Raw genomic sequence first — 15,053 nt, 5'->3', positions numbered from 1 at the left:
TTTTTATAAATATAAAATACTTTATTTTAAATAAAATATTGTTTGAATACAAAATTAAGTAATAGTAAAACTTTTTTAACTTTACAAAAATGGCTAATTTTAGTATAATGATTCTGTTTTTAAATATAATTTTTTTCATAACTAATGGAGGCATACAGATGACAGATAAAAAGTTTTATATTACAACTCCAATATATTATCCTTCAGATTATCTTCATATAGGACATTGCTATTGTACTATAGCAACAGATACTATGGCAAGATACAAAAAAATAATGGGATATGATGTTTATTTTCTAACTGGTACTGATGAGCATGGCGAAAAGATAGCAAGAAAGGCGGAAGCTGCAGGCACTACTCCAAAGGCTTATGTTGATAATATTGTTAATGCCACTAAAGAGTTATGGAAAAGACTTCATATTGATTATAGTCATTATATAAGAACTACTGATGATTATCATGAAAGAAGAGTACAGAAAATATTTAAAATTCTTTATGATAAAGGATATATTTATAAAGGTTCTTATAAAGGACTTTACTGTGTGAGCGATGAGGCATTCTTTACAGAAAGTCAGGTGATAAAAAAAGATGATGGAAAATGCTACTGCCCAGACTGTGAAAAAGAATTAGAATATAAAGAAGAAGAATGCTATTATCTTAAACTTTCAGAATACGGACAATGGTTAATAGATTATTATAAAGAACATCCTGAATTTTTAGAGCCTAAAGAAAGACAAAATGAAATGCTTAAAAATTTCCTGCTTCCGGGATTAGAGGATTTAGCAGTTAGCCGTAAGGGTTTGCAATGGGGCATACCTTGTCCTGTTGATAGTGAGCATAGTATATATGTATGGATTGACGCTTTGGCTAATTATATAACAGCTTTAGGATACCCTGAAGAGGGACAAGATGAATTATATAAAAAGTATTGGCCTGCTGATGTACATTTTGTAGGAAAGGAAATAGTACGCTTCCATGCTATCATATGGCCTATAATGCTTAAAATGCTTGATATACCTCTTCCCAAAAAAGTATACGGACATGGCTGGGTGCTTTTTGATGATGGTAAAAAGATGAGTAAGAGCAGGGGAAATGTTGTTGATCCTAATACTTTAATTGATAAATATGGCGTTGATGCTTTAAGATATTTTCTTATGAGAGAGATTAATTTTGGTTCTGACGGCTATTATTCTCAAGAACTTTTCTTAAAGAGAATCAACAGCGACTTAGCTAATGATTACGGCAACTTATGGCATAGAATAACTACTATGCTTGGAAAATATTTTAATAATATTCTTCCTGATGAGGTTGAAAGCGTTTACGGAGATAGAGAAAAAGAGCTTAAAAAAATGGTTCTTACTCTTGATGCTAATGTTGAATCTGCTTTGGATAGTTTCAAGTTTCATGAGGCATTGGCACATATTTGGGAAGTAATTAGAACTACTAATAAATATGTTGAAGAGAGTGCTCCTTGGAATTTAGCTAAAGATGAAACTAAAAAAGATCATTTAGCTAATGTAATGTATATTTCTTTCCAAGTGTACTATATAGTAACTGCATATTTACAAATATTCTTTATTGAAACACCTAAAAAAGTATTTAATAGATTAGGACTTGGCGACAGTGTTCCTTTAGATACTGCTAAGCAATGGGGTTCTTTAAAGGCTGGAATAAAAATTGAAAAAGGGGAGCCTTTATTCAATAGATATGATATAGAAAAAGAAATAGGTGCTTCTGCTGAAGAGAATAAAAAGCAGGTTAATCCTCCTAAAGAAGATAAGCATAAGCCTAATATAGAAAAAGAAGATTTTGATAAATTAGAATTATTAACTGCTAAAATATTAGTTGCTGAAAAAGTAGAAAATGCTGATAAGCTTCTTAAATTTGTACTCGATATAGGAGAAGGTGAACAGAGAGTGGTTGTTTCTTCTATAGCTGAATATTATAAGCCTGAAGAGATGGTTGGTAAAACAGTACTTTATTTAGCTAATTTAAAACCTAAGAAATTCAGAGGCGTTACTTCTCATGGTATGCTTCTTTTGGCTGATAATGGCGAGACTCTTTCTCTTATGACTACAGAAAAAGGTTTCGATGCAGGCTGTGCTGTTAATTAATAATTTATAATCAAACTTTAAAAAGCTGATATTATAATGAAAGATTTTAAAGATAATAAACTTAGAAAAAAGCTTAAAAAAAATAAACTTAGCGATAAGCAGAAGAGTATAATAAAAAAAATAATTATCTTTTTGATTTTGGCTATTATAATATTAGGTGTGGTTGTAATTATAAATAAAGCTAGAATATTAAGAGTGGAAATACGGGGATTAGAAGTTTTAAATGCTATAGATATAATGGAAGAAGCCGGATTATCAAAGTATAATAACATAAGCATGTTTAATATACCTAAAAAAGAGATAAAGTCTGATATAGAAAATAATCCAAGACTTCAGGTAGAAAGCATAAAAACTTCTTTTCCTGATTTGCTTATTATAAATGTAATAGAAAGAGGCACGTTATTTTTATTAGAGTCAAGCAGCGGAATATATGAAATTACAGATGACGGATATATTATAAAAGATAATATTATTCACAATTATGATGTGCCTTATATAACAGGATTAACTATCAATCCTACAAACAAAATGATAGAAAATGATTATTCTAAATATCTTTCATCAGTTATATATGATTTAAAAACTAATCATAATGAAATATACAATCTTATATCAGAGATTAATGCTTATGGAGATGATTTAATACTTTATCCTAGAGGCTATCAGGTTCAGGTGATATTAGAAAAGTATGTGAAAACTGAGAAGTTTGTGGATTTAGCTGCTATATTAAAGACATTGCAAAATCAGGAAAATCAAACTCACAGAATAGATTTCAGATTCAAAGAAGCTATAGTTAATTAATTTTTAATTTAAGCACTTAATAAAAATTGCGGAGCATATTTATATTTTAGTATATATTGAAAATTTTTAAGTTTGTTATTTTTTATTCAACTTTTTCTCGCCGCACATGCTCTGCGGACTTCGTCAAAGTTGCTGCCTACCTAAAGGTACTTCCTTCGGTTGCAGGCACGCTTCGCGAAAGTGCAATTGATAGAACTTTATATTTTTTTAATATTTATTAAATATAGGATATATCCTAAAGTTGGATCAAAAATGCAGTTGTTTTGGTTCTTTTATACCAATAAAAGAACTGGGGTATGGGGCAAAGCCCCATATATTAAAAAGAAACTATAGTTTTATTTTTGACAAAATATAGTTGTTTAGTTTCATCACCCGCCCAAGCTTTTTTAAATTTGTTAATCTTATTTGCATGTTAATACTAAATATAATCTTTATTATATTTGAATTAACATGCATACTATTTTTAATGAAGTTTATTATAATTAATTTTTCTTATAAACATATAAAAATATATTAACCCAATCAAAGCAGGTACAATGCTTGATAATGCCATAGCAATGTATATTCCTAAATAGCCCATATAGATTTCTAATATCTTGGATATTATCACTTTAAATATTATGGAATCTATAAATGAATTGATGAAGGCTAAATATGATTTTTGAATGCCTATTAAAAAACTATCTAATACATACATCAAAGCATAAGTAAAACAATTGAATGAAGCACATACTTGAAGATAAAATATTATATCATTAATAACTTTTTCATCTCCGCTGTAGAAAATGCTGATTATATTTTTAACTAATAAATGTATAAATATCACTGCTGTAACTGTAGCAGCAATGTTTAAGAATATAGCAAATTTAACTGTGCTTTTTATTTTTATATAATCTTTTTCTCCTGTACTCTTTGAAACGATTATACTCAAAGCTTCTCCTATAGACCAAGAAATCATACCTATAAAAGTATTTATTTTTAAGCCTATTGTAAATCCTGCAAGAGCATTGTATTTGTTCATCATTATATTAACAAAAAAATATGATATATTTATTATCAGCATTTGAAATATGCAAGGCAGAGAGATAAATATTAATTCCTTTATTATTTTGATGTTAAAATTAAAAGTTAATAATTTTCTTGTATAATATAATGATAATAAGAATGAAACAGCCTGAGATATTACAGTAGCTAATGCTGCACCTTTTACAGATAATTTTAATATATAACAAAATAAAAAGTTTAATAAAAAATTAACTAATGCAGCTATTATAATAAAATATAATGAGGCTTTTTCTCTTCCGCTTGATTTGATTACAGAAGATAAAGAAGAATATAGAAATATAAAGAATACTCCTGAAAAAATTATTTTTATATAATCATCAGCATATTTAAATGATTCTTTAGGTATATTCATAAATGATAGTATATGCCTTGAAAATATTAATCCTATTACAGATATTATCAAAGCCAATGATGAAGATAAAAATAATAAACTTCCTATAGATTGTTTGTATTTTATATTATCATCAGCACCTTTATATTTTGATATTATAACAGAACCGCCTATTGATAAGCCTAAAGATACAGAAGTTATTATAAACATTATAGAAGCACAGTTGCCTAATGCTATAACGCCATTATCTCCGACTAAATGTGAAATAAATATTATATCTATAATGCTGTATAGATATTGCAATATATTTGAAATGAATAAAATAAATGAAAATTTTATTAAATACATGAAACTTTCCTTGAATTAAAAACATATTAAAAATTTTATAATTTTTAATAACTATAAAGAACTATAGCATACTGTTTTTTAGCATGCCCCGAACAATAAAATCATTAAATATTGCCGGAGCTTAATTCAATAACAAGTTTCATATATTAATTATATTGAAAAGTATTTTTGCTGTCAATGTTTTTATTTATTGATTTTTATATACTAATAAAAAAGGATAGCATAAAAATACTATCCTCTTATTAAAAAACTATTAAATTATTAATCGAAGTATTATAATTACCAAATCATTAAAGTTGATCCCCAAGTAAATCCGCCTCCGAATCCTGTAAGAAGAACTAAATCACCGTCATTTATTTTATTATTATCTAAGGCATCAGTTAAAGCTAAACCTATACTTGTTGAAGAACAATTTCCGAATTTATTTAATACAACGCTTACTTTTTCCATAGGAAGACCTATTCTTTTAGCTACAGCCTGCATGATTCTTAAATTAGCCTGATGCGGTACGAAATATTTAACATCGCTTAATTGTTTTCCTGAAGTTTCTAAAACTTTATCTATACTATTAGAAAATTCTGTAACGGCTCTTTTAAAAGTTTCAGATCCGTCCATATGTATTTTGAACTCAGGAGCTTCTAAATCATCTGCTCTTATAGGACAAGCACTTCCTCCATTAAGTACAATACTCATATCAGGCTCGCTTTGCATATGCATTCCTATTATGCCTTTGCCGTCATTTCTTGATGTTATTAATGAAGCAGTAGCAGCATCGCCGAATAAAATAGCAGTTCCTCTGTCTTTCCAGTTAATATCTTTAGTAAGTTTTTCACTACAAACTATAAGTACATTTTTACATTGTCCGCTTTCTATTAATGAAGTAGCAGTGTTTAATGCATATATATATCCAGAGCATGCAGCAGATAAATCTAAAGCAAAGCAGTGTTTTAATCCTAATGTTTTTTGTAATTGTCCTGCCATAGAAGGGAATATATAATCTTTAGTTACAGTAGGTACTAATATTGTATCAACTTCTTTTAAATCTACGCCTTTTTTTTCTAAGTTTCTAACGGCATTCAAACCCATTTCAAAAATAGTTTCATCTGCTCTAGCCATATGTCTTGTTTCTATTCCTGTACGAGTGATTATCCATTCATTGTTAGTGTCTAATATGCTTTCAAAATATTTATTGTCTAATATTCTTTCTGGCACGTAATAAGCTATGTTTTTTATATATGCTCTTTCCATACTTTTCTCCGTTTTAATGTAATGTACTTAAGATAGAATTCTTATTGTAAAAGTTTAAGTAAAAATATAAAAAAAGCTATAGCTAATAATAACTATTTTTTGAATTTAGTTATAGTAATTATTTATGATATTTTTATACAAAATTATGAAGAAGCAGGGATTATATGTATTAAATAAGGAGATAATATATAAAAAAATTGTGAGCATCTATAAGACACTCACAATTTTTATTTTTTATTATTGCTAATAAAAATTGTTCGCTCAAAGGCTCTGTCAAGTAAACTTGCCAGAGGCTCACAATTTTTATAATTAGCTTTACAATATTTAAAAATTATTCTTCTTCTTGAAATAATAAATATATATTTCTTGAATTATAGTTATTTTCTTCTGAATATATTTCCCAATCAGTGAGTCTTTCTATGCTATGCATTCCTCTGTCGCCTTCATGCATACCTAAATCTTTATAAGGTTCATTTATTAAAGTAGCATCAAAATATCCGTCATTAGTAAAGTCATGAACATCAAACCATAAATGCTCCAAATCATTAGGGTTTTCTTCTGTTTCGCCGTATCCTAATTTTACTAAGAAAGAAGTTTTGTCATCGCCTTTATTTTTATTTAATAATTCTAAAAAATATTCTAATTTTTCAAAAGCAGCCTCTCTCATAAGAGAAGTTTCAAAATAACTCATCATAAACATAGGGTTATCTGTAAGCTCATTTTTATAATAATCAAGAGAATGATAATTACCATCAGCATCTACAGCAAGCAAAATACCAGAAGGTGTATTATGTACTCCGTCATTTCTATCTTTTGCACTTCCTGTAACATCATCAGCAATATTTAGTTTCTTCAAAGCCTCCTGCCAAGGGAACCAGCATACATAAGTATTATATGCAGGATTAAATTTGAATCCGGCTTCAGGAACTCCTCTTTCTATAAACATTTTTGCACAAGTATTAAGCAATGCCCCATAAGCAGCATTTGAATCTTCAACTCCAACTATCTCTAATTCTATAGAACCGACTCTGTAAAGTCCATGAGTATGGAACCAGTATTCAACTTTGTTAGGGTCTTTATCATCATCATAAACAGCATGTATAGTGTATAGATAATCCAAAGAAGGCGGCAAAGCGAAAGTTGATGTATAAGAAAGCCAATCTCCGGAATGTGCTGTATAACAGGACATATCTAAAAATATAGAACATTCAGGAACTAAACTGTCCAATAATTTTAATTGTCTTTGATAATCAGTAAGCGGATGATTATCAAATATTGTAGATACATGTACAGCATATTTACATTGACATGCTTCTTTATAATCATCTTCTCTTACAGTGTTTACAGAAAATATTTCAGGAACATTTTCAGTAACGCTTGAAGCATCAACTAAAGCTACATAAAAACTAAGCTCATCATTATTTTCTTCATCGTCATGATTATGTTCGCAACCGCAAGAATGCTCTTCATCATCATGACTATGCCCGCATCCGCAAGAATGCTCTTCATCGTCATGATTATGCCCGCAGCCACATGAGTGTTCATCATCATCTTGACAGCATCCGCAAGAATGTTCGTCTTCATCCATAACCATAGGTAAATACTGCAGTTTAATATATGCTTCCCATTTAGATTTATCTCTTATAAATTTAGATTCTTCTATTTCATTGAATTCTAATACCATATATTCATCTGATTGTGATAATATATCTCTGAATTCTTCAATTTTCATATTATGATCATATTCTTTAGTAAATACAGCAGCCATCCATGATTCTAATCTTTGCTCCCCGCTGGAAAATACATTATATAACTTTTCATTATAATCCATTATTTTTACCTCTATATATTATTAATTTTGTATTATAAGATTAAAAAGCTTTTTTAGTATAGTGTAATTTATATTTTTTTCAACTTCTTTTAAGTTATAAATTAGTAAAAAATGTATCCAAAATCTTCTTCTCTTTTTTCCATTCAGGCATATAAAAACTTACTATATTATAGAATTTTTTGCTGTGATTAGCCTGCAGTAAATGTGATAATTCATGAAGCACAATATATTCTATGGAAGAAATAGGGTATTTCATAAGCTCCAAATTGAATGTGAGATGTTTTTTTATTGTATCGCATGAACCCCATTTACTTTTTAATTTTTTTACTGTGAATGTATTAATTTCTAAGTTCATCATAGAAGTGTACTTTTTTATAAGTAAGTCAAATAATTTTAATGCCTCTTTTTTGTACCATGTATCAAGAAGAATATGTTTTTTTCTTATATCGCTGTTTTTGTATTCTTCTTTATCTTTTATATTTACATACATATACATAGTTCTGCCTGCAAGGATTATATTTTCTTTTTTGCATTTTAATACTTTAAGCATATAGCTTTTTCCTAGATAATATACTTCATTTCCGCTTGCTAGTTCTTTTTTGCTTAAATCAAAGCTATTTTTCTTTTTTATGGCTTCTTTTCTTTCTTCTATCCAATCTTTTCTTTTTTCTATGAGTTCGTATATGTATTTTTTAGCAGCTCTTTTTGGGGCGGTAACATATATATTTAAATCGGGTTTTACTCTTATATAGATATTTTTAATTTTTTTGTATTCTATTATTATTTCACTTATAGTTTGCATATATATTTAAACCTATTTTTACAAGCATTTTTAAAAATTCTTTCATCTCTTCATTACTTATACTTAATATTTTTTTATCTTCGCTTTCATTTCCAAGTTCAAATAATTTTATATCTATATCTCCTTCTATATTATTTCTTATAGATTGTATATTCTGCCAATTAGGCATACCGCTGTTTGATTTGAATAATTCATCAACAAATAAGGAGAAGTCTATTAATGTATTATCATTATCTATATATTTTTTTGAGTTATCGTATATAGATCTTGCACATTTATTATTTCTTATACGCTCATCATATTTAAGATTTTCTTTTTCGTTTTCTCCTCTGATTGTTGAAGCCACTTCCATTGCCTCTAAAAGTTTTTCTTTTTCATTTATTCTGTTATTTTGATATTTTTCTATTATATTAAATATTTTCTCTGAGAGTTTACTATACATTTCTGGGTTTTCTTCCATTTTTTCTTTTATAACACTTTTAGCGGCATTTATTATAGCGTCTGCTTTTGATTCGTTTAGATGTTCTATTTCTTTTTCAAAGTCTGCATCAAATATGCTAGGTATTTCATTTAATACTTTAACATTATTATCAGTGCCTACAAACTCATCGTATAATTTCTGCATTTTGGATTCATATTCTTTAAAATCTACCGCTTCATGATGAGTAATTCTCAAACGGTTTCTGATTTCAACACATGTTTTAAATAGTTCTTTGTATTTTTTTATTTCTTCATATTCAAAACTTTCTATAAAATGATCGCTGAATTGACATATATTTAAAAGCTTTGAATAGTTTAAAAATAATTCATAGAATTTTTTTCTTTTATCTTCATCGCTTAGAAGTGGAGGGCATATATCGTAGGCTTCTTTTAAACTAAGTTCCGGAAGAAACTGTATTAAATCTTCATAAGCATTTTTAAATTCTGTGATTTTATCTTTTATATCGAATACAACATCTTCAATATCTTGAGGGTCATAATTAGCTAATTTATCATAAGCATTTAAAGCATTATCCAAGTTGGCTAGAAGCCCTCTATAGTCTATTAATATACCATTATCTTTTCCGGAATATGCTCTGTTTACTCTTGCTATAGCCTGAAGAAGTCCATGATCTTTTAATTTTTTATCTATATATAAAACCTGAGCCCTTGGTGCATCGAATCCTGTAAGAAGTTTATCTACTACTATTATTATATCTATGCTGCCTTTTTTAAAACTTTTGATTATTTCTTCTGTGTATTTATTTTCATCATTTGAGTATTTGCTGTATAGGGCTTTCCATTTTTCTGATACATATTGTTTCTTTTCTGAGCCTTTATTTTTATTGTATTCGTCAGTGTCGCTGCCTTCATCGGTTTGAGAAGATATAACAACTGCGGTTTCAAGGCTATGATAAGCATCGAATATTTCTTTCATCTTCATAGCCTGATATTTACTTTCAACTGCAAGCATGGCATTGAACTCTGTATTTGCCAAATTAGTTTTATAATGTTTTGCTATATCATCGGCTAATACTATCAATCTTTGTTCGCTTTCAAGTATCACATTTTCACTTAAATTTTTCTTTTGTAAATCTTCTTTTTCTTTATCTTTTAAATCTCTTGTAATCAAATCAAATCTATAATCCAAGCCTTTTTTATCGTATATTTCCTGATTTATTAATCTGCTTTCATAGTATAGCGGCACTATTACTTTATCTTCCAAAGCATCTCTTATGGTGTATGAATCTATAAAGCCTCCGAATTTTTCTGCAGTGCTTTTTTCGGATTTGTATAAAGGAGTTCCTGTAAAGCCCAAATAACATGCATTAGGAAAAACTTTTCTCATCTTAACGGCAAAATCTCCGTACTGACTTCTATGGCTTTCATCTATCAATATAAAAATATCTGCCGAATCCATTACTACTTTTTTATCGAATACTTTTTCAAATTTATTTATTACAGTTGTTATTACGCTTTTACCGCTTTCTATTAATTTTATCAAGTTTGCACCTGTTGTTGCTCTTTCCACCGATATATCTGTATTTTTGAAAGTGCTGTGAATTTGCTCATCTAAATCTACTCTGTCGGTTACTACTACTATTTTGGAGTTTTTTATTTTTCTTGATATTATTTTGGTAAGCATAGACATTGTGAGGCTTTTACCGCTTCCCTGAGTATGCCATATTACTCCGCCTTGTCTTTTTCCTTGACTTATATTTTGTATTCTATCTATGGTCTTTTTTATAGCGAAATATTGATTGTATCTTGTAACTTTTTTTACTGTGCCGTCAAATATGATAAAATATTCTAATATATCGAATAATCTTTCTTTTTCAAATAATGAGTATAAAGTGATATCTATTTCATTTATTACCCTATCTTTAATTATTTTTTTAAGGGCATTCATTACTTTGCTTTCTTCTTTTTTTCCTGTTTTACTTTTTTTATTGTCATTATTTTCTTTATCTTTCCAAACATTATATAATTTTACCGGAGTTCCTGCTGTACCGTATTTAACCATATCATCATTAGCACATATTAGTAATTGGCTGAATTTAAATAATTGTCTTATTTCTTTTTCTTCCTGATTTCTCACCATCTGCTCAATGGCATTTTTTGAGTCTACGCTTCCTTTTTTTAATTCTATTACCGCTATAGGTATGCCGTTTATAAATATTACCAAATCCGGTCTTCTAGTTTTTTCTTTTTCTTCTGTGCAGTTTCTAGTTACTGTAAACTCTTCAGTGATATGAAAAGTATTATTTTCTATATTGTCAAAATCTATATATTTAATATTGAAGCTTTCGTATTTATTTCCGATTTTTTCTTTGTATGATTCGCCTTTTAAAATTCTTTCTGTGATTTCTTCATTAGTGATTAGATATCCTTTTATAAGCGGCATATCCAAGTCGCTTATAGCCTTTTTTATATTATCTATTGAAAAGCTGTTTTTCTTATCATCATACATAAAGTAATTAATTTTTTTAAGCTGTTCTTCTAGAATATTTTTAAATAGCACATTATTAGTATCATAATCTCTTTCTTTAAGAGCTTCTTCAGGGCTTAAATATTGATATCCCATATTTTTAAAAAGTTCTATAACTTTATTTTGTAATATTCTTTCGCTGTATTGTTCATTCATAAAAAACTCCTGTATTCGCGTATTCGCCATACGGGCATTCCGCACCGTATTTCTTAATATTACAGATAGTCTACTGTAGGTGCGGCTGATTATCCAACATTATACAATAAAGTATTAAAATAAAAAGTTATCAAGAATTAAAAATCAATCTTAGAAATAAAAATTAATCCCCCAAGATTATAATTATTTTGTATTCGCCATACGGGCAACCCGCACGGTATTGCTCAACTTTAAGATAGTACAATGTAGATGCGGCATCGTACCTTTCATTATACAATTATATTCTAAACTTTAAATCCTCACTTCCCCAGTTAAAAGCCTTTGCATAAGCCCTTTCTTCTGCTGTTTACGAAGTTCTAACTGCTTTTTAAGATTCTCTATCTCCTCATCTATAACCGAAAGCAGCCCTGCAATTTTTTTCTGTTCTTCGATAGAATTTGGAATTTTTAATGTATATTCTCTTATATATGATAATTGTATATTTGGTAATCCAGAGCCTAATCTTAATTTCATTATTTTATTTTCATTATATTTTAAACATTGGTATAAAAATAAACTGTCTATATTAACATCATGCAATGTATAACAATGTCCACTAGCCCAAAATTTTGTTTTTATAAAATTAACATATCCACAAGAATTTCCACCTTCACTTATAGTTATTGTATTTGCTTCCCTATTATATGAATTATAATAACCAGAAAAATCCATTCCTCCACTTAATACAGGATATTTTCCATTTTCTACTAAATCTAATTTATTTTTTTGTTCTCCTTTTTTTATGTTGCAAAGTTTTTCTAATGATTTGAATGTCCATTCATCTTTAAAACCTTTGAATCGCACTTCACCGCTTAGAAGTCTTTGCATTACGCCTTTCTTATACTGCTCTTTTTTCTCTATTAACTCCGTAAGGTTCTCTATGACCTCATCGCATAATGACAATACTTCTGCTATGCGTTTTTGTTCATCTAGGGGTGGTATCATAATTTTAATATTTTTTAAATTTTCTTGAGAAATACCATATACAGATATACCTGTTGCAACCTTACAGCATTGTATATGAACATCATGATTGTAAAAAATATAGCCCCTGTATCCATCAGCAAAAATTTTATTTTTATCTCTTAATAAAAAAGTATGTAATCCAGATACTAATTTATAATTTAAATTTTTTATTTCAGCACTTATACATGTACCTTCATAGTCTTCTGATGCATCAACAACTATCAAATCACCATTTTCAACATATGATATATTATTAATATCTTTAGATAATTTTTCAGCTGATATTTTAGGAAAATCTACTTTATTACATTCTATTCTATGTCTATAATGTTTATGTATATCACCATAATGTATATATGATATATCGTCATAGTCATTTAATTCAGCTCTTGAATTAGAATAATTTTTTATGAAACTAAATATTTCACCTATTTTCTTTTCTTGCCAGCCTGTGGGGAGTGGGTAAGTCATTGTTGGGGCTCCTTTTTATAAATATACAAATGATTGCGGTGCATAATGGATATTAAAATCTTCCAATTTTTTAGGTTTACGATATTTTTTTATTTTACCTATTTTTATAGCATATGCTATTTCTTTATTTTCAAGATATTTATAAAAAAAATCTACAGAAACACCAGACTCATATTTTATTATGTTCCATACATTATCTAAATCATCAGATATTATATCTTCTATTTCAAATTCACCTACTACTTTAGAAATAGGAGATGAAGAATATATTATAATTTTTTTTATATTCTTCCTTTTAAAAATAGATTTTCTAATTTCATATTTTTTACTACCATTGAATATTTTTTCAACATATTCAGGTTTAATAGACAATAAAACTTTCATTTACTTTACACTCTCTTAATATTAATAAGAATTGTTCTTTTGTTATTTGTTTTAATCCTCTAATTTCATTATCAGCTCCTGTTAAAATTCCTAATTTTAATAATTTATCTCTATTCATTCTATCACCAATTTGAAATGAATACACATATAGAAAATTAATTAAAAATGGTTTAGTACTACTAAAATACCAAAAATTAGATAATTCTTTATCTGTAAAAATACTTCTTTTCCTAGAATTTATTATAAATTCTTTTTCATTTTTGATGTTATCAATTTTTTCTTCAACTATTCCTATAGTAGTTATTACTGATGTATATCTTGCTGATTTTTCTTTTTCTGCAGTTCTATAAAATATTATAATATCGCCTCTTTTTATATTTCTATTTAATGAACGAGATACATAAACTTTACTTATTGCATTTCTATGTGGTAAATCATCTTTAAAATCTTTTGCAGATTCTGTTTTTAAATAAGAATCAGGTAATAAATCTGTATGATAATCTGGATATATTGGAACTAAAAATATATTTGTATTTATAGAAAAAAATGGATAAGTGTATTTTGGCTCCTCTATATTAAACTTTTTTGAAAAATCCCTGATATAAACTAATTCTCCATTCTCTCCTTTTTTTCCCCATTTAATAAAACCATATTCTTCAAATAAATTAATTAACCTCTTTTGTCCATCTCTTTTATCAAAAATTGTAACATATATTTCATCAACTTTATTAGCTATCGCATTATCAAATATTATTTTTATAAATCTCTCACCTAATTTAACCCCATTATGTTCTACTTTAAAAGTACCTATTTTTAATCTTTTTTTAGGAGAAAATGCAGGAATTATATCAGTATAATTTTCATCTTTATCTTCGACTTTTAAATATAAAAAAGATAATAATTTTTTATCTTTGTAAGTAACATAGGCTATTTCATTAGATTTTTTATTAAACCATTTATCAAACCCAACATAATCTTCTTTTAAAGAATCAAAGAATTTATCTTCTAAATCTATATTTCCAAAATATTCTTTTTCTACAGATAAAACTTCATAATCAATGAGTTCAGGATTTTCTGCAATAACTTTTTCTAGAAAAGAGTCTATGGTAAATACTTTATTATCTATATTTACTAATTTAGCTTTTTGATGTATTTTTTTATCTTCTGTAATAAATATATCAACTCTATCATTTACAAGTTCATTTAATAATAAAGTATCATTTTTATCATTTTCTGTTTTGTCAATTTTTTCATATATTTCAAGTAGTTTTTTATTTAATGGAGCTTGAGTCATAAGTACTGTATAATTTTTAGATTTTATATTCATAATATCTACAGTATCAGAATTTGAGTTTTTATTTAATTCTTCAAGATTAATTTTATGTATACATTTTTCGTATTTAGTATTTTCTAGCCATTTAAATAGACTACCTATTTCTCTATTAATTACTTTATTATTACTTTCTCTATGAATAATAATATTTGTATCTAAAAGTGCTTTCATAAAATTCTCCACAAACTAAAATTAT

10 protein-coding genes are annotated in these 15,053 nt (G+C 27.5%); 2 read left to right on the top strand and 8 right to left on the bottom strand.

Annotation, left to right across the window (positions count from 1 at the left end):
- The first annotated feature begins 158 nt into the window (after positions 1-158).
- Positions 159-2,114, top strand: a complete 1,956-nt coding sequence (metG, locus tag Q0K19_RS06115; RefSeq protein ID WP_297246353.1) for a methionine--tRNA ligase — start codon at positions 159-161, stop codon at positions 2,112-2,114.
- 36 nt (positions 2,115-2,150) lie between these two features.
- Positions 2,151-2,915, top strand: a complete 765-nt coding sequence (locus Q0K19_RS06110) for an FtsQ-type POTRA domain-containing protein (protein WP_297246351.1) — start codon at positions 2,151-2,153, stop codon at positions 2,913-2,915.
- 463 nt (positions 2,916-3,378) lie between these two features.
- Here the strand turns inward: Q0K19_RS06110 and Q0K19_RS06105 are convergent, their stop codons facing one another.
- From Q0K19_RS06105 to Q0K19_RS06070, 8 genes are all read right to left on the bottom strand, one after another.
- Positions 3,379-4,659 (bottom strand): MATE family efflux transporter, encoded by a 1,281-nt coding sequence (locus Q0K19_RS06105; RefSeq protein WP_297246349.1) that lies wholly within the window; start codon positions 4,657-4,659, stop codon positions 3,379-3,381.
- Positions 4,660-4,938: 279 nt separating this feature from the next.
- Entirely contained in the window at positions 4,939-5,907 is a 969-nt protein-coding gene (locus Q0K19_RS06100) for a 3-oxoacyl-ACP synthase III family protein (protein WP_297246347.1), read from the bottom strand.
- A gap of 331 nt (positions 5,908-6,238) precedes the next feature.
- On the bottom strand, positions 6,239-7,738 hold the full coding sequence (locus Q0K19_RS06095; RefSeq protein ID WP_297246345.1) for a DUF4026 domain-containing protein: 1,500 nt from the start codon (positions 7,736-7,738) through the stop codon (positions 6,239-6,241).
- A gap of 94 nt (positions 7,739-7,832) precedes the next feature.
- Positions 7,833-8,540: a M48 family metallopeptidase gene (locus Q0K19_RS06090; protein WP_297246343.1), complete on the bottom strand. Its 708-nt coding sequence runs from the start codon at positions 8,538-8,540 to the stop codon at positions 7,833-7,835.
- A complete protein-coding gene (locus tag Q0K19_RS06085; RefSeq protein ID WP_297246341.1) occupies positions 8,524-11,664 on the bottom strand; it encodes an HsdR family type I site-specific deoxyribonuclease in 3,141 nt (1,046 codons plus the stop codon). The genes Q0K19_RS06090 and Q0K19_RS06085 overlap by 17 nt, the downstream gene beginning before the upstream one ends.
- Before the next feature lie 291 nt (positions 11,665-11,955).
- Entirely contained in the window at positions 11,956-13,140 is a 1,185-nt protein-coding gene (locus Q0K19_RS06080) for a restriction endonuclease subunit S (RefSeq protein ID WP_297246339.1), read from the bottom strand.
- 15 nt (positions 13,141-13,155) lie between these two features.
- Positions 13,156-13,524 carry an ASCH domain-containing protein gene (locus Q0K19_RS06075; protein ID WP_028328739.1) on the bottom strand — a complete coding sequence of 123 codons (369 nt, stop codon included), beginning with the start codon at positions 13,522-13,524 and terminating at the stop codon, positions 13,156-13,158.
- Entirely contained in the window at positions 13,502-15,028 is a 1,527-nt protein-coding gene (locus tag Q0K19_RS06070) for a PIN domain-containing protein (protein WP_297246335.1), read from the bottom strand. The genes Q0K19_RS06075 and Q0K19_RS06070 overlap by 23 nt, the downstream gene beginning before the upstream one ends.
- Between the last annotated feature and the right edge of the window lie 25 nt (positions 15,029-15,053).

Origin of the sequence: uncultured Brachyspira sp. (genome assembly GCF_944393015.1) — a bacterium.
Taxonomy (GTDB): domain Bacteria; phylum Spirochaetota; class Brachyspiria; order Brachyspirales; family Brachyspiraceae; genus Brachyspira.
This window is presented reverse-complemented; position numbering and strand designations above follow the sequence as displayed.

Bases quoted from the DNA above. Each gene is read 5' to 3' on its own strand.
- metG (WP_297246353.1), top strand. From the start codon at position 159: ATGACAGATAAAAAGTTTTATATTACAACTCCAATATATTATCCTTCA.
- Q0K19_RS06110 (WP_297246351.1), top strand. From the start codon at position 2,151: ATGAAAGATTTTAAAGATAATAAACTTAGAAAAAAGCTTAAAAAAAAT.
- Q0K19_RS06105 (WP_297246349.1), bottom strand. From the start codon at position 4,659: ATGTATTTAATAAAATTTTCATTTATTTTATTCATTTCAAATATATTG.
- Q0K19_RS06100 (WP_297246347.1), bottom strand. From the start codon at position 5,907: ATGGAAAGAGCATATATAAAAAACATAGCTTATTACGTGCCAGAAAGA.
- Q0K19_RS06095 (WP_297246345.1), bottom strand. From the start codon at position 7,738: ATGGATTATAATGAAAAGTTATATAATGTATTTTCCAGCGGGGAGCAA.
- Q0K19_RS06090 (WP_297246343.1), bottom strand. From the start codon at position 8,540: ATGCAAACTATAAGTGAAATAATAATAGAATACAAAAAAATTAAAAAT.
- Q0K19_RS06085 (WP_297246341.1), bottom strand. From the start codon at position 11,664: ATGAATGAACAATACAGCGAAAGAATATTACAAAATAAAGTTATAGAA.
- Q0K19_RS06080 (WP_297246339.1), bottom strand. From the start codon at position 13,140: ATGACTTACCCACTCCCCACAGGCTGGCAAGAAAAGAAAATAGGTGAA.
- Q0K19_RS06075 (WP_028328739.1), bottom strand. From the start codon at position 13,524: ATGAAAGTTTTATTGTCTATTAAACCTGAATATGTTGAAAAAATATTC.
- Q0K19_RS06070 (WP_297246335.1), bottom strand. From the start codon at position 15,028: ATGAAAGCACTTTTAGATACAAATATTATTATTCATAGAGAAAGTAAT.